Below are 18,735 nucleotides of genomic sequence, written 5' to 3' on the forward strand. Positions count from 1 at the left end.
GGAGACCCGACGCACGTTTCTGGTGGCGCTTATCGGGGCAAATGCCCCAAGAGTCAAGGCTTCAGGCGCTGTTCGCGTACCAGTCGCGCAGCCGCACTTCGGTATATTCGCCCACCGCTTCCAGGGGCGCCAGGTCGCTATCCCCATAGTGATAGGGATAGACGATTTTCGGCTTGAAGGTGCCGATGGCTTCCACGGCCTGCTCGGGTGTCATCGTATAGGGCAGGTTCATCGGCAGGAAGGCCACTTCGATCCCGGTCAGGGCCAGCATATCCTCGGTCGGCTCGGTATCGCCGGCCACGTAGACGCGCCTGTCGCCCAGCGTGAGCACATAGCCATTGCCCACGCCCACCGGGTGATACTGCATCCGGTCCCCGGTGATATTGTGGGCGGCGATGGCGCGGACAGCGATGCCGTCGAGGCTGGTTTCCGCGCCATTGGCGATGGCAGTGGCATTGGCCTTGAGGGCTTCGGGCAGCTTGTCGAACACCTCCTGGCTGGTGAGGATGGGGGCCGCACCGGCAATGGCCTCGAGCGTGGGCACATCGAAGTGATCGCCATGCCCGTGGGTGACCAGGATGGCCGTCGGCGCGGGCAGGCCCTCATAGCGGCTGGCCCCGCCCACCGGATCGACATAGATCACCGCGCCGCCAAAGCTGAGCAGCAGGCTGGCATGGTCGACCGGGTGAATGATGATATCGCCATCTGCCGTGGCAATGGCGTCGCCCTCCAGAGCCGCCTGCTCCCGTGCCCAGGCCGGCAGGAATGCGGCAGCGCCCAGGGACAGAAGTGGCAGGGTTGCCATGCCGGCAATCACGCCGCGACGCTTGGTCATCGGATTCCTCCCTGTGCTCAGCTTTGCGTTCCTCGAACGCAAACGCGTGTCTGGTGGTTCGATGTCGCACGAAATCGTGACGATCAGTGGGCAGGCCGTGCCGACAGGCGCTGGCGGAGCGTCGTTGTCATGTCCGTCTCCCGGCCCAGCACGAGCGGCTTGTGCCGGGCGGTCCATTCCGCCAGCGACCAGGCCGGCGTCGCGGCGGCAATGGCGGCGACCGGCAGATAGGCACCGGCCAGGTGCCTGGCGCCGCCGGCCAGCACCGTGATCGCCTCACGCCGGTATTCCTCGCCCTCGAAGGCATCGAGCACGGCCATGTCGAGTGGAGAGAGTCTATCGAGCAGCAGGCCGGGCGCCGTATCCAGGTCCGCCGCCACCAGCGCCGGATAAACCCGCCCGGGATAGGCAACGGCGCGAAAGCCTGGGGCCAGTGCCCGACGCAATCCCGCCACGTCGATGGGTCGCCCCAGCACGGCGCCCAGCACATCGGCATCCTGCAGCGTGCCATAGACAAAGAGCATGGTATGCGACCAAAGCGGAATGAAAGCCCACAAGGGGTGTTGCGGGTCTTTTATTGCTATGTCATAAGCCGCCCGTATCGACCAGACGGCATCCGCTAGGGTGTCCGTTTCGATCTCGCGGAGAGATGGCAGAGTGGTTGAATGCACCGCACTCGAAATGCGGCATGGGGGCAACTCCATCGGGGGTTCGAATCCCTCTCTCTCCGCCAGTTTTCCCAATACCCCAATTCAATAGTTCAGCCCGAAGCAAGGCTCGACCTGGTCCTGCTGGCATCGGCTGATGGCCTGCCCTCGGGGCGCTGGCGTGCGCCCTGGTCGGCCAGCCCGATTTCCTGGGGCTCGACGAGCCGCTCGGCGCCTTGATGCGCTCACCCGCATCACCATGCAGGCGCGGATCGAGCGGGTGTGGCGCGAGCAGGGCTTCACCGCCCTCTTTGTCACCCACGATGTCGGCGAGGCGGCCCCGCCGCGGAACTCATAGCTTGTCTATGGGGTCGGTGGACATTAAGAGCATCGCCAGTGCCGCCCCGTTGCGGGGCGGCAGGGATATGCGCCGATGCTGACCAAGAAGGGCAATGCCGGCGCAGCAATCCTGGGCGAGGATCAATGCACCGCCTGACGCGGCAACGACCGGAAGGCGCAAAGTGCCCCAGCAAGGCCCATCCTCTGTGACCATTATCGGCGGCGGCGCCAGCGGCGTGCTGCTGGCGGCTCATCTGCTGCGCGATCCCGCTTCCGATATCCGGGTGACGCTGCTGGAGCGCCGCGGCCAGTTCGGGCAGGGCGTCGCCTATTCGGCCAGCCAGCGCGACCACAAGGTCAATGTGCCGGCCCGGGGCATGAGCGCCTTCGGCGACGATCCCGATCATTTCTGGCGCTGGCTGCAGGCGCGGAACTATCCCAGCCCCACCGGCTCGTGGGTCTTCGTGCCTCGCCGGCTCTATGGTGTCTATCTCGAGCATGTGCTGGAGGAAGCCGCCTGCCTGCGGCCCGGCCGGCTCATCGTCCATGCCGAGGAAGCCGTAGCGGTGCGCCAGAGCGAAGCCGGCGTCGAGACTGTGCTCGACAATGGCACCAGCATCGTCAGCCGCCATGCCGTGCTGGCGGTGGGTCACGAGACCCAGCCGGCCCGCGGCCGCGGCATTGCCGTGCGCATCGGCTCGGAGCGCGATACCCCGCTCGATCCCGATGTTCCCGTCATGATCCTGGGCTCGGGCCTCAGCATGGTCGATACCTGGCTGTCGCTGGCCCAGATCGAGCATCGCGGCCCCATCCTCGTCGTCTCGCGCAACGGCTTCCTGCCCAAGGGCCACCACGATGTCCCGGCGCTGCCGATCGATGCCGCCGATGTGCCTTTCGGCACCAACCTGCCCTATTTCATGGGCTGGTTCCGGGCGCTGATCGCCGAGACCGAGGCCAGGGGTGGCGACTGGCGCAGCGTCATCGATGGGCTGCGGCCGTTCAACCAGCGCATCTGGCAGAGCTGGACCGAGCATACCAGGCGCCAGGCTTTGCGCCATCTGCGGCCCTGGTGGAATATCCATCGCCATCGGCTGCCGCCCGAGCAGCATGAGCGGCTGAGCGCCGCCGTGGCCGACGGGCAGGTCGAGCTGATCGCCGCCGAATTCGTCGGCATCGAGCGCCATGGCGCGGGTGTCCGCGCCACGATCAGGCCGCGTGGCAGCCAGGAGCGGCAGGCCGTGGACGTGGCGCGCGTCTATGATTGCGGCGGCGTCACGGTCGATGTGGAAACCAGCTCGAACCCTGTCATCCGCGACCTCATCGCCAAGGATGCGGGCCGGCCCGATCCGCTCCATATCGGGCTCGATGTCGATGAAAACTGCTTCGTCATTGCCGGCGACGGCAAGGTGTCGCGCCACCTGCTGGCCGTCGGCCCGCTGACCCGCGGACGCTTCTTCGAGATCGAGGCGGTTCCCGATATCCGCAAGCAGTGCGCCGACATGGCGCGACACATTCTGGACGCCTGACAGAAGGCTAGTCCCGCAATTGAATCCAGGCCGGGGCATGATCGCTGGCGCCCTCGGCGCCGCGTATCTCGCGGTCGACGCCGGAGGCCACCAGCTTGCGTGCCAGCGACTTGCTGAGCAGCAGGTGATCGAGGCGGAGCCCGGCATTGCGCGGCCAGCGGTTCCGCATGTAGTCCCAGAAGGTGTAGACGGTCTCGTCGGGATGGGTCTTGCGGATGGCGTCAGTCCAGCCCTGCGCCAGCAGGGCGGCGAACAAGGCCCGGCTCTCGGGCTGCACCAGCGCGTTGTCACGATAGGATTTGGTCTCGTAGATGTCGCGCGGCTCGGGCACGATATTGTAGTCCCCCGCCAGCACTACCGGCAGGCCGGTGTCCCACAGGCCCTCGGCATGGGTGAGGAATCGCCGCATCCAGTCCAGCTTGTAGGTGAATTTGGGGCCAGGCTGCGGATTGCCGTTGGGCGCATAGAGGCAGGCGACCAGCACGCCATTGACCGCCGCTTCGATATAGCGCGCCTGCTTGTCGTCGGGATTGCCCGGCAGTTCTGCCTGCGTCAGCACCGGCTCCAAGCCGCGCGCCAATATGGCGACGCCATTCCAACTCGATTCACCCCGCCACACTGCGCCATAGCCCGCATCGGCAAGGGCGGTGGCCGGAAACTGGCGGTCACTGGCCTTGAGTTCCTGCAGGCACACCACGTCGGGCGCCGCATCGGCCAGCCAGTCCATCAGGTTGGGCAGGCGCCTCGTGATGCCGTTGATGTTGTAGGTGGCGATCTTCACTTGGCGATGCGCTTGGCCCAGGCGTCGACGCTCGTCGCTATGGTCCTCAGATGATCGGCGGCCGAGAAGCCGGAAATTGACTTGCGCGGCTTGAGATCATGGTCGCCGTCTTCGAGGAACTGCACGGTGATGGCGGATGACAGCGTGTAGGTGGCGATTTCCGCGGGGCTGCCGAATTCGTCGCGCGTGCCATGCAGGATCAGCGTCGGCGTCTTCAGCGTAGCCAGATGCGCCGTGCGCAAGGTTTCGGGCTTGCCGGGCGGATGGAAGGGATAACCGAGGCACACCAGCCCGGCGATGCGGCCGGCATCGAACAGGGCATCGGCCACCATGCTGGCCACCCGCCCGCCCATGGACTTGCCGCCGACCAGCAGCGGGCCGTTGGTCGGGCCGAGATCGTCCACCGCGGCGATGAATTCGGGCATCACCTTGTCGGCCCGTGGCGGCGGTTTCCGGCCCGCCTCGGTGCGGCGCCCGGCCATATAGCCGAATTCGAACCGCGCCACGCGGAAGCCCTCTGCCGCCAGCGTCTTGGCGGTGGCATTCATCGAGGCGGAGTCCATCGGCGCCCCGGCGCCATGCGCGAGCAGGATGGTGACATGGGCATCGTCGGGGCCATCGAAGAGAAAGCTGGTGGGCATGGGTGGGTCCCGCTGTTTTTGGCACTGTAGTCGCCCGCCCACAGATCGTCACCCCTCGCGCTTGACCCGAGGGTGCCGGTCGCGTGTCGGGAAGCTGCCTCTACCCCGCCTTGTTCAGCGTCCGGTTCGCCAGCCCCACCCCGGCCCGCGCGCGTCGTGCCCAGTCCGAGTCACTGTCCAACTCGAGATAGCGCAGCCACCATTGCCGCGCCGCCGCCAGGTCATGCGCGTCATATTCCAGCGCGGCGAGATTGTAGACTGCGTCGGCATAATCAGGGTCCAGCGCCACCGCCTTGGCCAGGTGCTCGCGCGCCGCCGCCACGCGACCCATGTCGCGCAGCACGCCGCCGTGGTTGAACCAGGCTTCGACGAAATCGGGATCGCGCTTGATGGCCGTGATATAGGCCGTCGCCGCTTCATTGAAATGGCCCAGCTTGCGCAGGCAATTGCCGAAATTGAACGCCGCGACCGCGTCGGTCGGGTCGATGGCGGAACAGTGTTCGTAGAGCGTTGCTGCCTCGGCGAAGAGTTCGGCCGCCTCTGCGGTTTCGGCCAGGCCGAAATAGTCCTCGGCGTCTTCCGCGATCTCGGGCAAGGGCAGCAGGCGCTGGCCGTCGAGTTCGGCCAGCGAGTGGGCGTCTTTCGCTACGATGCGCGCCGGACCGTCGGCCTGCAAGGTCAGCGCGGTCAGCGACCCGACCGGGCCGATCTGGTGGACAGAGCGGGCAATGGCGCTCCAGCTCGCCCCTGACGCGACGAGGCCGGCGTATTTTTTCGCCAGGATGACGTCGCGGAAGGAGAAGGGTTCGGCGTGATGCTCGAAGGCGTCGAACAAAGCCAGCAGGTCCAGAACATCGCCATCGAGGCGCGACTGGTCGAGCATGGACTGGCGGGTGATGTTGGCCGTGGGCACCGGCGGCAGGCTGCGCAGCAGACGCAGGAAACCGTTTTCGCTCAGCAGCGGCACGTTGTTTTCTCGTGCCTTGCCGGCGGCCTGCTCGATATAGTCCTGCGATTTTCTCGCGAGCAGCGTGCGGCCCAGCACGACGGCGGTGGTGCCGCGGGTAATGTTGCGGTGCAGGCGTCCACCGAGCGCCTGCACGCGCCGCGTGGCGAGGCGCAGCGGGAAGGCCTGCAGGGCGCCGATCACCCCATAGCTCTCCCCGCTTGCTCGCATCTAGGTCAGGCTTTCTTTTTTGTGGCCGCCTTTGGTGCTGCGGCCTTGGAGGCTTCCAATGCGGCCTTGAGCGATGCCTTGGCGGCGGATTCCTTGGGCGCGGCTGGTGCCTTGGCCTTGCTTTTCGCGGCGGGCTTGGCCTCGCCGAGGCTGGCCTTCAGCGCATCCATCAGGTTGATAACATTGCCGCGTTCGGGCGCCGCTGCAATGATTGGTTTGTGGCCTTTGAGCTTTTCCTTGATCATGCCGAGCAGCGCCACTTCGTAGCGGTCTTCATAGGCCTTGGGATCGAAGTGGGTGACCTTCTGCTCGATCAGCTTTTCGGCCAGTTCGAGCATTTCGGCTTCCGGCTTGCCCTTGGGGATATTGTCGAAATATTCTGCCGTGCCGCGCACCTCGTTGGGGTTGCGCAAGGTGGTGACGAACATGCCGTTGTCGCGGGCGCCGATGGTGACGACGCGTTCGCGGCTGGAGAGAACCAGGCGGGCGATGGCGACCTTGCCGGCCTTGCGCATGGCTTCGCGCAGGACCACGAAGGTTTCCTCGGCCATGGCCCCGTCAGGGGCGAGGTAATAGGGGGCGTCCTGGTAGATCACGTCCACTTCGCTCTCATCGACGAAGGCTTCGATATTGAGCGTGTGGTTGGATTCGATGCGGACGGCTTCGAGGTCTTCGTCCTCGATGATGATATACTGCTTGTCTTCGTATTCGTAGCCGCGCACCAGGTCGGAACGCTCGACCAGCCCCAGTTCGGGATCGACCGGCTTCATGTTGATGCGGTTATGGGTGTCCTTGTGCAGCTGGTTGAAGCTGATGCGCTCCGACGCTGACGTCGCGGGGAACATCTTCACCGCGCAGCTCACAAGGCTCAGCCTGATATGGCCCTTCCAACTTGCTCTGGGTGCCATTGTCGCCTCCTACGCGCGAACATTACGCAAACAACACATAAATCATGACGTTAGATCCCGTTCTGACTCATTAATGTCGGCCCAGGGGTCGCCCGCCGTGGTTAACAAACCCGGAAGCGTAGAATAATTCAGGTCCTCGGGAGAGTCGATGGATTCAAGATCGCGCCAGTCGAGCGGGGTGGAGGCCGGCAGGTGCGGCCTTGCCCGCAGCGAATAGGCGGCTACTGCCGTCGCGCTGCGTGCATTGCGGTGATAGTCGATGAAGATGCGGTTCTTGCGGTTCTCGGCGCCCATCGTGGTGGTGAAGGTATCGCGCCCGGTTTTCGCCAGTTCCACGGCGATGGCAGCGCAGGCGGCATGCGCCTGTTTCCAGGTCAGGTTTTTGGTCGTCGGCACCACGATATGCACGCCCTTGCCGCCCGAGGTCTTGACGAAGGGCCTGAGCCCCATGGCTTCCAGCCCGCCGCGCAGATGCACGGCGGCATTGACCACGTCGCGCCACTCGATGCCCTCGCCGGGATCGAGGTCGAAGATCACCCGGTCGGGCTTGTCGATATGGGCGTGGTGGGTGCCCCAGGCGTGGAATTCCACCACCCCGAATTGCGCCAGCGCCAGATAACCCTTGGCGTCCTCGACCGAGATATAGGTCTGCTTCTCGCCCTCCGAATTCTGCGTCTCGAAGCTCTTGAGGCCACCCGGCATGCCGGTAAAGGGATGGCGCTGGAAGAAGCAGTCATGCGGCTTGCCTGTTGGACAGCGGAACAGCGACACCGGCCGGCCGAACAGGTGCGGCAGCATGTAGTCGCCCACCGCGGCATAGTAGACCGCGATATCGAGCTTGGTCGGCCCGGTCTTGCCGAACAGGCGCCGTGTCGGATTGGTCACCCAGATGCCGGCGAGATCGGCGTCCGAAATGATACGCTTGACCGGCGCCGCCACCGGCGTCGTCAGCTCGGCCTGCCGCAACCCCTTGAACACGGCATGGCGCAGCATGCCGTCGCTGGTCTGGTTGGCATATTGCACGCGCGCGGTGAGGATGGGGCGGACGGGCAGGATTTCCTTGGGCGCGCCTTCGAGCTTCTCGTCGATGCGCAAGGGCGCCAGCCGTGCCAGCAGCGTTTTCATCGTCGCCGCGTCAAAGCCGGTGCCGACCTTGCCGCGATAGACCAGCTCGCCCTCGACCCATTCGCCCACCGCCAGCGCGCCGATGCCGCCATTGGCGGCGCTGTCGCTATAGCCGGCAATGACATAGTCGCCGGTCTTGAGCGCCTTGATCTTGAGCCAGGTGGAGGAGCGCCCGGTGGTATATTTGCTGCCCGCGCGCTTGGAGACGATGCCTTCGAGGCCACGTTCCGAGGCCAGATCGAGCAATGGCTGCCCGTCGCCCTCGACATGGTCGGAATATTGAATGGCCGAGCGCGGCGTCACGTGGCCGGAGAGCAATTGCGCCAGCAGCCCCTTGCGCCTGGCCAGTTCAACGCCGCGAAGGTCCCAGCCGTCGAGATGCAGCAGGTCGAAGGCGTAGAAGACCAGCTTGTTGCCCGCCCCTTCCGACAGCGCATCCTGCAGCATGGAAAAGCGGCTGATGCCCTGCTTGTCGAGCACGACGATCTCGCCATCGATGATCGCCTCGCGGCAATTGAGCTCGCCGAACGCCTTGGGAAGGTCGCCATAGCGCCTGGTCCAGTCCAGCCCGCCGCGGGTGATCAGCCGTGTCTTGCCGCCTTCCACGAAGGCCAGGGTGCGATAGCCGTCGAACTTGATTTCGTGCAGGTATTTCCCCTTGGGATCAGGCACTTTCTCGGCTGGCGAGGCCAGTTGCAGCTCCATCGTCGCGGGCAGGGGCGCCTTCACGGCGCCGGTCAGCTTGCCCGGCTGCGGCTTGCTGGCTTTCCTGATCGGAGCAGGGGGTGGCGCCACCAGTTCCTCGATTCGCCGCCCGGTCTTGACGCTTTCCGGGCGGGTTTCGAGGATGTCCTCCTCGGTGCTCATTGAGGTGTCCCGTTCCTTGAACAGGATCCAGCCCTCCTTGCCCTTATCCTCCGGCTTGCCCTTGAGCCGCGCCAGCATCCAGCCGCCGCGCAGCTTGTCGCCCACCAGGCGAAATTTGAAGGCGCCCTTGGCGAGGTCCTCATGTGGATCGCCCATCGGCGCCCAGGTGCCGGTATCCCAGACGATCATCGGCCCGCCGCCATATTCGCCTTCGGGGATGACGCCCTCGAAGTCGATATAGTCGATCGGATGGTCCTCGGTGGCGGCGGCGAAGCGCTTGTCGGCCGGGTTGAGCGAGGGCCCCTTGGGCACGGCCCAGCTTTTCAGCACGCCATCGAGTTCGAGGCGGAGATCGTAGTGGTCTGCCGTGGCGTGATGCTTGTGGATGACGAAGCGATTGCTGCCGCTGCCCAACGTGCCTGCTGGCTCGCTAGTGCGCTTGAAATCGCGCTTGTCACGGTAGGTCTTGAGCTTGTCGGCCATGGGAGGACTTTAGCAGGGTGGAGGTGAAGACTTACCTCAATGCCGGGGGTGTTGCCTTCTCCCCTTGAGGGAGAAGGTGCCCGAAGGGCGGATGAGGGGTGTCGATCTCTCCATCAGCATTGAAGCATGGGCGAGTGCAGAACCCCTCACCCGGTTTTCCGCTGAACGCGGAAAACCGCCCTCTCCCTCAAGGGGAGAGGGATGACGACTGATGGCGCAAAAAGGTGGAGCTCACCCCAGCTTCACGCTCTGCCCAATCGCCCAGGTCACCCCGAACGGGTCTTCGAGCTGGCCATAGATGTCGCCCCAGAACTCGGTCTTGAGCGGCGAGGTGATCTTGCAGCCGGCGGCGACCGCGCGCTCCCACCATTTCTGGGCGTCGTCGACATGGATATGCATGTTGAAGCCTTGCGGCTTGACCGGTGCAAAGCCATATTCGGGGAAGAAGTCGCACAGGAAGATCACGCTGTTGTTGATCTCGATGGCGCTGTGGATCAGCTTGTCGCTGTTCTCGGCCTTGATGGCTTCGTGCTCGATGGCGGCAAAGGCGGTCTTGTAGAAATCGAGTGCCTGCCGGGCGCCATCGACATTGAGATAGGGCGTAACGCCGGTGGTGGGGCGGGGTGCGGTCATGGTCGATCCTCCTCTTGTTGCTATGCAAGCACGATGCGCCGCCCGGCGCCAGTAAACGGTGCAATCAGTTGGCGATGGTCGCTGGCGGCAGAGCCGGTAGCGCCGCCAGCCGGTCCAGATGCAGCCTGATATGGGCGGCTTCGGCGGGGGAGCCGGCCAGGGCGATGGCGCGATTGAAGGCCTCGCGGGCGCCAGCAGCATTGCCCAGTTGCAGCAGCAGCCCGCCGCGCACACCGTGATAGTGGAAATAGCCATCGAGCTTCTCGGCCAGCGGCGTGACCAGCGCCAAGGCCGCCGCGGGGCCGCGGGCCTTGCTGACCGCCACGGCGCGGTTGAGCGTCACCACCGGCGAAGGCTGGATCACTTCGAGGCTCTGGTAGAGCCGGTCGATGGCACCCCAATCGGTATCCTCGGCGCGCTTGGCCCGCGCATGCTGGGCGGCGATGGCAGCCTGTATCTGATAGGTGCCGGGTTCCTGGTGGCGCAAAGCCTTTTCCACCAGCGCCCGCCCCTCGGCCAGCATCGGCCCGTCCCACAGGGTCCGGTCCTGGTCCTCCAGCAGCACGATCTGTCCCCCGGCATCCACGCGGGCCCGGTGCCGCGCATGCTGCAGCAGCATCAGCGCCACCAGCCCCATGATTTCCGGCTCGGTGGGAAAAAGGTGCTGCAGCAGGCGGCCGAGCCGGATGGCTTCATCGCAGAGCAAAGCGGCGTCCGGATCGGAATGGCCGCGCGAATAGCCCTCGTTGAAGACGAGATAGAGCATGACCGCCACCACGCCCAGCCGCTGCAGCCGGCTTTCGGCATCGGGCGGATCGAAGGGTACATTGTTGGCGGCGATGCGGGCCTTGGCGCGGGTGATGCGCTGCTCCATCGCCGCTTCGCCGACGAGGAAAGCCCGCGCGATCCGCCTGAGCGGCAGGCCGGCGACGATGCGCAGGGCCAGGGCGATCTGCTGGTTGGCCAGCAGGTCGGGGTGGCAGCATACGAAGAGCAGCCGCAATATGTCGTCGCGGTAATGGGCGCCGTCCAGCCGCTCGGCGATATCGACCTCGGCATCGTCGAGGTCGGACAGGTATTCTTCGGACGGCAGGGCCACATTGCGCCTGGTCTTGCGCACCACGTCGACGCCGCAATTGCGCCCGACGAAAATCAGCCAGGCGGTGGCGTCGCGCGGCGGCCCCTTGTCGGGCCAGGTTCGGACAGCACGCAGGCTGGCTTCCTGGAAGGCCTCCTCGGCGGTATCGAGATTGCGGAAATAGCGCAGCAGGGCGCTCAACGCCTGGGGTCGGGCCGCGGTCAGGGCGGCAGCTATCCAGGCGTTGTCGACCATTTATCCAAGCTCGCTGGGGTGAAAGATGCCGACCGGACGGATTTCATAGCCGCCGGCACCGGGATTGGCTTCGGCCAGATCCTTGGCGAAGGCCATGGCCTCCTCAAGCGAGTCGCAATCGGCGATATAGAAACCGAGGAACTGTTCCTTGGTTTCGGCAAAGGGGCCATCGATGATGAATGGCTCGCCACTGGTCTTGCGCAAGGTCGTGGCCGAGGTGGTGGGCAGAAGACGCGCCACCGGGCCCATCTTGCCCTTGGCCTTCATGCCGTCCTCGACCTTGCCGAGGCGCGCCATGCAGGCGTCATCCTCCTCCTTGGACCAGGTGGCGACGGCGTTTTCATCGTTGTAGCAGAGGACAGCATAAAGCATTTCGACATCCCTCGTCGGAAACATGACGAGCGACTATGCCCAATTCAGACAGGGGCTCCAGTGCTTTTTTGGGATCACGCCACGCGGCTTGCCCCTAAGCCACCGGCGCCGGGGCGTTCCGCGCAATCGTCACGGTGGCGCCCAGCGAGGCGACAATAATCGCGACAATGCCGCCCAGCTGCCACAAGCTCAGCGTCTCGGTGAGGATGAGAAAGCCGGACAGAGCGCCCAAAGCCGGCTGGCCGCTCATCAGGATGCCGAACAGCCGCGAAGGCATATGGGGCAGGGCCGCCATGTCGAGCGCATAGGGGATGGCGCTCGACAGCAGGGCCACGCCCAGCCCGATGGGCAATATGGCCGGATCGAGCAGGGCCGTGCCGGCGGTTGCCACGCCAAAGGGCAGGACGATGATGGCGGCGACCGAGACGCCGAGCGCGGTGATATGTGGACCGCCGCCGGTGCCCGCGCGCTGGCCGAAAATGATGTAGCCGGCCCAGCAGCCGCCTGCCGCCAGCGCCAGCAACACGCCCGGCAGGCCGATCTCGCCGCTCGACTGCCCCAGCGGCAGCAGCATGGCCAGCCCTGCCACGGCCAGCACGATCCAGGCAAAATCGAGCGGCCTGCGTGCGCCGGCCAGGGCCACGGCCAGCGGCCCGGTGAATTCGAGCGCCACCGCCACGCCGAGCGGAATGGTCGCCAGCGCCGCATAAAAAAACAGATTCATCGCGCCCATGACGGCGCCATAGGCCAGAACGGCGCGCCATTGCCTCTTGTCGAGCCTCTGTCGCCAGGGCCGGAACACGGCGACCAGCACGATGGCCGCCAGCACCAGCCGCAGGGTCGTCGCACCCGCCGCGCCGACCAGGGGGAACAGCCCCTTGGCAAAGCTCGCCCCGGTCTGGGTGAACACCATGCCCAGGGTGACGAGCAGGACGGAGAAAATGACGGATTGCGGGCGCAAGGGAAGGCTCCGGGGACGGCGCGGTTTAGCAGGCGCCGCCGCGCGCGTCACCGGCCGGAGTCAGCAGAAGTTCTGGAAGGCGACGAAGGTGCTGCCGTTGTCGTTGAAATGCTTGAGCACATAGCCCGTGGGCAGGCTGTTCTGGCCTGGGGCGATGTGGCAGCGGGTGCCTTCCGGCGTGCCCTGGCAGGAGTCGATCATGAAGCACTGCCCTGCCGTGGTCTCGCCCAGCTTGTCGCTGGCCATGCTGGGTTGGGCGCGGATGACCAGCGGGTGCAGGCCGCGCACCCAGAGTGGAAAAGCCGTCGGCACATTGATATCGGCGGCGTCGGCGCAATAGCCGCTGGCGGGGTTGCGGATGCAGTTCTGCGATACCGGCGGATTGAGCGAGGCGACATTTTGCCCGTTCAGCGGCGCCAGCGCCACCGGTGCGCCGTCGGAAAAACGACCGTCGAGTGCTTTGCCATCGGGCGAGAATGTCGCAACGGTACCGCCGTCATAGCCGAGCAGGTGCAGGTGGCCCGCTTCCGATTTCCAGCCATTGACCATAGCCAGCGGCCCCAGGCATCCCAGGCTGGTCGCCCACAGGCCAAAGGTGCTGCGATTGGTGGCCAGGTCGATGCGGCACATGCCGGTGCCGCCATCGCCGGTGGTGACCTGCCAGGCGCCGGCATAACGGGCACTGCTGTCCTGGGCATGGGCCGAAGCGCCCATTGCCACGACCCAGGCGACGACGAGCAGAATGCTGATGCGCATCGAGTTTCCCTCCATGGATGCGGCCGGCACAATTGCCCAAACGGCATGATTCTGCGAGAGGGCGATGGGCTGCCTTGACCCCGTTACCGCAACCCTTTAGCCCTTGCCGACGGAACAAAGGAAGAATGGCGATGGAATACCGTTATCTGGGGCGCTCGGGCCTCAAGGTCTCCGTGCTGACCATGGGCACCATGACCTTTGGCGGCTCCGAGAAGGTCGGCCATACCGAACAGGCCGATGCGACGCGCCAGATCGACCTCTGCCTCGATGCCGGGATCAACCTGCTCGATACCGCCAATGTCTACAATGCCGGCGTCTCCGAGGAGATGGTCGGGGTGGCTTTGGCCGAGAATGGCCGTCGTCAGAAAACCCTGGTCGCCACGAAAGTCCGCTTCAAGATGGGCGAGGGCCCCAACGAGATCGGCCTTTCCCGCCACCACATCATCGCCCAGGCCGAAGCGAGCCTAAGGCGTCTCAAGACCGATGTCATCGACCTCTATCAGGTGCATGAATGGGACGGGCAGACCCCCATCGAAGAGACGATGGAGGCCCTCGATACGCTCGTGAAATCCGGCAAGGTCCGTTATATCGGCTGTTCCAATTATGCCGGCTGGCAGATCAGCAAGGCGCTGGCTGCGGCCAGGGAGCGGCAGGGCGAGCGCTTCATCTCCCAGCAAATCCACTACACGCTGCATTCGCGCGAAGCCGAATATGAGCTGGTGCCGATCAGCCAGGATCAGGGGCTGGGCATGCTCATCTGGTCGCCTTTGGCGGGCGGGTTGCTGAGTGGCAAGTACCGGCGCGATGGCGGGCCGAAATCCGGACGGCATGTCGGCGGCTTCCGCGAGCCGCCGGTCTACGACTGGGAAAAATTCTACGACATCATCGACGTACTGGTCGCGGTGGCCGATGAGCGTGGTGTTTCGGGGGCGCAGGTGGCGCTGGCCTGGCTGCTCGGCCGGCCGGGGGTGACCTCGGTCATAATAGGCGGGCGCAGCGATGCGCAGTTCCAGGACAATCTGGGGGCGGCCGAATTCAAGCTCGGCGCCGATGAACGGGCCCGGCTCGATGCGGCCAGCCGGCCGCCCTTGCTCTACCCCTATTGGCACCAGTCCTTCACGGCGCAGGACCGGCTGGGCAAGATCGACCTCGATTTGATCGGGCCCTATGCCGAGGAGTTCAAGCGTGGCTGATTTTCTCTTTGAGCCCTACGCTCCGGTTACCATCCCCATTGCCCGCGGCGGGCTCTTTGCCGTGCGCCGCGTCTATTGCGTAGGGCGCAACTATGCCGAGCATGTGGTGGAAATGGGCAATGACACGCGCGATCCACCCTTCTTCTTCGGCAAGCCGGCCGATGCCATCGTGGTCGGCGGCGCCGATATTCCCTATCCACCGCAAACGGCCGACCTGCATCACGAGATCGAGCTGGTCGTCGCCATCGGCAATGATGGCGCCAACATCGCCTCGGCCGATGCGCTGACCCATGTCTATGGCTATGCCGCCGGGCTAGACATGACCCGCCGAGACCTGCAGGCCCAGGCCAAGAAAGCGGGGCGGCCCTGGGACATGGCCAAGGGGTTCGACCATTCCGCGCCCATCGGCACGATCGAGCCAGCCAGCGCCATCGGCCATCCCGACAGCGGCGCCATAACGCTGGCGGTCAATGGCGTCGAGCGCCAGCGGGGTGACCTCGCCGACCAGATCTGGAATGTGGCCGATACCATCGCCTATCTGAGCCAATTCGTGGCGCTGAGGGCCGGCGACATCATCATGACCGGCACCCCGGCCGGGGTGGGCGCGGTGGTGCGCGGCGATGTGCTCGAAGGCAGCATTGCCGGGGTGGGCACGGTGCGGACGCGGATCGCCTGATGCCGGTCTGGTCGCCCCAGCAGGATGGCGCGCTCAAGGCCGTTTCCGCCTGGCTCAAGGACAAGAACGGACCGCAGGTGTTCCGCCTGTTCGGCTGGGCGGGCACCGGCAAGTCGACGCTCGCCGTGCATCTGGCGCAGGATGTCCGAAGCGTCAAATACGCCGCCTTTACCGGCAAGGCGGCTCTGGTCATGCGCAAGCGCGGCTGCAAGGGCGCGCAGACCATCCACAGCCTGATCTATACTTTGGTCAGCGAGAAGGAAGGCGAGCCGCGCTTCGTGCTGGACGATGAAAGCCCGGCCGCCGATGCCGATCTCATCGTCATCGACGAAGTGTCGATGGTCGACGAACAGCTGGGCCGCGACCTCCTGAGCTTCGGGGTGAAGGTCTTGGTGCTGGGCGATCCGTTCCAGCTTCCCCCGGTGCAGGGCGCCGGCTTCTTCACCGCCGACGAACCCGATATCATGCTGACCGAAATCCATCGGCAGGCGGCGGACAACCCCATCATCCACCTCTCCATGCAGGTGCGCGAGGGCGGCTTTCTGGAGCGCGGCTCCTATGGCGAATCCATCGTGGTCGGCCGCGACAATGTCGACCGCAATGCGGTACTGGAAGCCGACCAGGTGCTGGTGGGCCGCAACAAGACGCGGCTGCAATATAACGATCGCTTACGCGAATTACGCGGCCTGCCCTTCCACGAGCCGGTCGAGGGCGACCGCATGGTGTGCCTCAGGAACAATCCGCGCAAGAAGCTGCTCAATGGCCAGATCTGGATCGTCACCGAAGTCACCAAGCGGACCAACGGCAAATATTCGCTGCTGCTGGGGGCGGACGAGGGCAAGGGCGAGGCGCGCGTGCTCACCCACAAGGCGTTCTTTTCGGGCGAGGAAGATACGATGAGCTGGCCCGAGCGCCGCCAGTTCGATGAATTCACCTTCGGCTATTGCCTCACCGTCCACAAGGCGCAGGGCAGCCAGTGGGACAATGTCTATCTGTTCGACGAGAGCTTCGTGTTCCGCGAGGAACGGGCGCGCTGGCTCTATACGGGGATCACCCGGGCGGCGGAAAAGATCACGGTGGTTTCCTAGATCGGTGTTTCCCGCGCGTCCGGCAGGGCTATCGCGGATGGAGTGGAGCGGAACCACCTCTCCCCTGAGAGGAGAGGTCGACCCGAGGGGTCGGGTGAGGGGTTCAGCGTCGCGACAGGCGCTGTTGCCTTCACCCGCACTGAACCCCTCACCCCACCCTCTCCCCTCAGGGGAGAGGAAGCCCACGCGCGGTGGGCTGCTACGGCTCCAACAAAGACGCGGACCGCCATAACAAAGCCAAACTCGCACCGCTGCATCCGGTCTTGTGAAGATTTCTGGCCAAGTAAGCCAAATTGCTGATGTTTCATGCATTGGCAGCGCTTGCGCATCCTGGGCTTATACCCCATTTTGCCCGTAGAGATTTCCCACAGCCCGGATCATTCCCAAAAGCGGAGGCATCATGCACCACGACACCCCCCTGATCTCAACGATCGTCGCGGGTCTGGTGCTGGCCTTCATATTCGGCATGATCGCCAACCGGTTCAAGATGCCGCCCCTGGTGGGCTATCTGCTGGCCGGCGTGCTGGTGGGGCCCTATACGCCCGGTTTCGTGGCCGACCAGGCGCTGGGGGCCGAGCTGGCCGAAATCGGCGTTATCCTGCTGATGTTCGGTGTGGGCCTGCATTTTTCGCTCAAGGACCTGATGAGCGTGCGGGCGCTGGCCATTCCCGGCGCCATCGCGCAGATCGGTTTTGCCACATTGCTGGGTGCGGGGCTGGGCCTGTTGCTGGGCTGGGACCTGGGGGCAGCCCTGCTGTTCGGCTTGTCGCTGTCCTGCGCCTCGACCGTGGTGCTGCTCAAGGCGATGCAGGATCGCCGGCTGATCGAGACCGAGCGCGGGCGCATCGCGGTGGGCTGGCTCATCGTGGAAGACCTGGCCATGGTGCTGGCCCTGGTGCTGATCCCGGCCCTGGCCGCCCTGGGGGGCACCGATAGCGGCGTCCACGACCCCTTCGTGTCCTTTGTCGAACGCATCATTGGCGGCTCGGTCGGCCTCTGGGGCGTGCTGGCGCTCACGGTCATCAAGCTGGTGGCCTTTGTCGGCTTCATGCTGGTGGTCGGAAGGCGGCTCATCCCCTGGGCTTTGCATGCCACGGCCCATACCGGCAGCCGCGAACTGTTCCGGCTCGCCGTGCTGGCCATTGCCCTGGGCGTGGCTTTGGGTTCGGCCGTGCTGTTCGGGGTGTCGCTGGCGCTGGGCGCCTTCTTTGCCGGCATGATTCTTTCCGAAAGTGAGCTCAGCCATCGCGCCGCGCAGGAAACCCTGCCGCTGCGCGACGCCTTCGCGGTGCTGTTCTTCGTTTCGGTCGGCATGCTGTTCGACCCGTCCATCATCGTCACCAATCCGCTGCTGCTGCTGGCGACGGTGTTCATCATCATCATCGGCAAGTCACTGGCCGCTTTTGCCATCGTGTTGCTGTTCCGGCGGCCGGTGGCGACAGCGCTGACGATTTCCGCCTCGCTGGCGCAGATCGGCGAATTTTCCTTCATCCTCGCCAGCATGGGCGTGAGCCTGGCGATCCTGCCCAAGGAAGGACAGGACCTGATCCTGGCCGGGGCGCTGATTTCCATCGTGCTCAACCCGGTCGTGTTCTGGGCCGTCGACCTGGTGAAGCCGCGCTTCGAGGCCAAGGCGGCGGCGCGCAAGGCGGCAAAAGCGGAGCCCGAAGAGGCGCGCATCGAGCCCACCGAATTGTCCGAGGCGGCCAACGGCCCGGCCACCACCGATGCGCCCAGCCAGGGCGCCATCGATACGGGTGCGCCGGGCGCTGACGACGATACCGGTGAGCCCTCGCGCCTGGCCGGCCATACCGTATTGGTGGGCTATGGCCAGGTCGGCCGCATCGTGGCGGCGGGCATCAAGGCGGATGGCGGCGGGCTCGTGGTGATCGAGGATTCCGATCACGACGTGGCCGCCGCGCGGGCCGAGGGCTTCGAAGTGGTGTTCGGCAATGCCGCCAGCGAAGATATGCTCAGGCTGGCCAACCTGCCCCAGGCGCGCAACCTGCTGATCGCCATTTCCAACGGGTTCGAAGCCGGATCGGTCTGCGAATCCGGCCGCAAGCTCAATCCGGGCATTTCCATCATCGCCCGCGCCTATTCGGCAGAGGAAGAAGCCTTCCTGCGCAATCTCGGCGCCACCGCGGTCATTCGCGGCGAGCGCGAGATCGGCAAGGGCATCCTGATGTTCCTGCGTGGCGATGGCGGCAACCTGGCATCCGCCGCCATGCCGGTGCCCGAGGAGCCCAGGCTGCCGGTGGCGGAGAACCTGCTGGAAAAGGCCGCACTGGCCGATGTCGTGGCGCCGCCGGACGCCGTTATCGAACTCCCGCCGCCGGCCACAGTGGCATCTGATCCGGTGGTCATCGCGGCGGTGGAAGCCGCGTCGATCCC

Annotated in this window: 16 protein-coding genes, 1 tRNA gene and 2 pseudogenes; 7 read left to right on the forward strand and 12 right to left on the reverse strand. The window is 65.3% G+C overall.

The window, feature by feature from the left end; translation table 11 throughout:
* Positions 1 to 61: 61 nt before the first annotated feature.
* Both ASD04_RS10965 and ASD04_RS10970 read right to left on the reverse strand, forming a co-directional pair.
* Positions 62 to 835, reverse strand: a complete 774-nt coding sequence (locus tag ASD04_RS10965; RefSeq protein WP_200940255.1) for an MBL fold metallo-hydrolase — start codon at positions 833 to 835, stop codon at positions 62 to 64.
* 83 nt (positions 836 to 918) lie between these two features.
* Positions 919 to 1,359, reverse strand: coding sequence for a gamma-glutamylcyclotransferase family protein (locus ASD04_RS10970; protein ID WP_156461208.1), 441 nt, complete (start codon positions 1,357 to 1,359; stop codon positions 919 to 921).
* A gap of 119 nt (positions 1,360 to 1,478) precedes the next feature.
* Between ASD04_RS10970 and ASD04_RS10975 the strand changes: the two genes are divergently transcribed.
* The 3 genes and pseudogenes from ASD04_RS10975 (at position 1,479) to ASD04_RS10980 (ending at position 3,347) form a co-directional block, all read left to right on the forward strand.
* Positions 1,479 to 1,568, forward strand: a tRNA-Ser gene (locus ASD04_RS10975).
* Positions 1,569 to 1,655: 87 nt separating this feature from the next.
* A pseudogene (locus ASD04_RS19860) lies at positions 1,656 to 1,819 on the forward strand (ABC transporter ATP-binding protein); the annotation flags it as partial.
* Positions 1,820 to 2,003: 184 nt separating this feature from the next.
* A complete protein-coding gene (locus ASD04_RS10980; RefSeq protein WP_056256470.1) occupies positions 2,004 to 3,347 on the forward strand; it encodes an FAD/NAD(P)-binding protein in 1,344 nt (447 codons plus the stop codon).
* 7 nt (positions 3,348 to 3,354) lie between these two features.
* Here the strand turns inward: ASD04_RS10980 and ASD04_RS10985 are convergent, their stop codons facing one another.
* The 10 genes from ASD04_RS10985 to ASD04_RS11030 all read right to left on the reverse strand — a co-directional run bounded on the left by ASD04_RS10985 (position 3,355) and on the right by ASD04_RS11030 (position 13,384).
* Positions 3,355 to 4,128, reverse strand: coding sequence for an exodeoxyribonuclease III (locus ASD04_RS10985; protein ID WP_056256473.1), 774 nt, complete (start codon positions 4,126 to 4,128; stop codon positions 3,355 to 3,357).
* On the reverse strand, positions 4,125 to 4,769 hold the full coding sequence (locus ASD04_RS10990) for an alpha/beta family hydrolase (protein WP_056256475.1): 645 nt from the start codon (positions 4,767 to 4,769) through the stop codon (positions 4,125 to 4,127). Before ASD04_RS10990 ends, ASD04_RS10985 begins: the two co-directional genes overlap by 4 nt.
* Before the next feature lie 100 nt (positions 4,770 to 4,869).
* Positions 4,870 to 5,946, reverse strand: a complete 1,077-nt coding sequence (locus ASD04_RS10995; RefSeq protein ID WP_056256478.1) for a tetratricopeptide repeat protein — start codon at positions 5,944 to 5,946, stop codon at positions 4,870 to 4,872.
* A 5-nt stretch (positions 5,947 to 5,951) separates the two neighbouring features.
* The gene (locus ASD04_RS11000) at positions 5,952 to 6,854 is read right to left on the reverse strand and encodes a Ku protein (RefSeq protein WP_056256481.1); all 903 of its coding nucleotides are present in this window, start codon (positions 6,852 to 6,854) and stop codon (positions 5,952 to 5,954) included.
* Between the two features lie 42 nt (positions 6,855 to 6,896).
* Complete coding sequence (gene ligD, locus ASD04_RS11005) at positions 6,897 to 9,329, reverse strand: DNA ligase D (protein WP_056256483.1); 2,433 nt, start codon at positions 9,327 to 9,329, stop codon at positions 6,897 to 6,899.
* A 231-nt stretch (positions 9,330 to 9,560) separates the two neighbouring features.
* A complete protein-coding gene (locus ASD04_RS11010; protein ID WP_056256486.1) occupies positions 9,561 to 9,962 on the reverse strand; it encodes a VOC family protein in 402 nt (133 codons plus the stop codon).
* A gap of 64 nt (positions 9,963 to 10,026) precedes the next feature.
* A complete protein-coding gene (locus ASD04_RS11015; RefSeq protein WP_056256487.1) occupies positions 10,027 to 11,295 on the reverse strand; it encodes an RNA polymerase sigma factor in 1,269 nt (422 codons plus the stop codon).
* Complete coding sequence (locus tag ASD04_RS11020; RefSeq protein ID WP_056256607.1) at positions 11,296 to 11,667, reverse strand: YciI family protein; 372 nt, start codon at positions 11,665 to 11,667, stop codon at positions 11,296 to 11,298.
* A gap of 94 nt (positions 11,668 to 11,761) precedes the next feature.
* On the reverse strand, positions 11,762 to 12,628 hold the full coding sequence (locus tag ASD04_RS11025) for an EamA family transporter (protein ID WP_244488299.1): 867 nt from the start codon (positions 12,626 to 12,628) through the stop codon (positions 11,762 to 11,764).
* A 60-nt stretch (positions 12,629 to 12,688) separates the two neighbouring features.
* The gene (locus tag ASD04_RS11030; protein WP_056256494.1) at positions 12,689 to 13,384 is read right to left on the reverse strand and encodes an AprI/Inh family metalloprotease inhibitor; all 696 of its coding nucleotides are present in this window, start codon (positions 13,382 to 13,384) and stop codon (positions 12,689 to 12,691) included.
* Positions 13,385 to 13,515: 131 nt separating this feature from the next.
* Here ASD04_RS11030 and ASD04_RS11035 point away from each other — a divergent pair, with 131 nt between their 5' ends.
* The 4 genes and pseudogenes from ASD04_RS11035 to ASD04_RS11050 form a co-directional block, all read left to right on the forward strand.
* Positions 13,516 to 14,577, forward strand: coding sequence for an aldo/keto reductase (locus tag ASD04_RS11035; protein WP_056256497.1), 1,062 nt, complete (start codon positions 13,516 to 13,518; stop codon positions 14,575 to 14,577).
* Positions 14,570 to 15,253: a fumarylacetoacetate hydrolase family protein gene (locus ASD04_RS11040; protein ID WP_244488300.1), complete on the forward strand. Its 684-nt coding sequence runs from the start codon at positions 14,570 to 14,572 to the stop codon at positions 15,251 to 15,253. Before ASD04_RS11035 ends, ASD04_RS11040 begins: the two co-directional genes overlap by 8 nt.
* A complete protein-coding gene (locus tag ASD04_RS11045; RefSeq protein ID WP_056233139.1) occupies positions 15,253 to 16,341 on the forward strand; it encodes an AAA family ATPase in 1,089 nt (362 codons plus the stop codon). The genes ASD04_RS11040 and ASD04_RS11045 overlap by 1 nt, the downstream gene beginning before the upstream one ends.
* A gap of 400 nt (positions 16,342 to 16,741) precedes the next feature.
* A pseudogene (locus tag ASD04_RS11050) lies at positions 16,742 to 18,511 on the forward strand (cation:proton antiporter); the annotation flags it as partial.
* Positions 18,512 to 18,735: the final 224 nt, after the last annotated feature.

The organism is Devosia sp. Root436, assembly GCF_001426345.1.
Classification (GTDB): Bacteria; Pseudomonadota; Alphaproteobacteria; order Rhizobiales; family Devosiaceae; genus Devosia.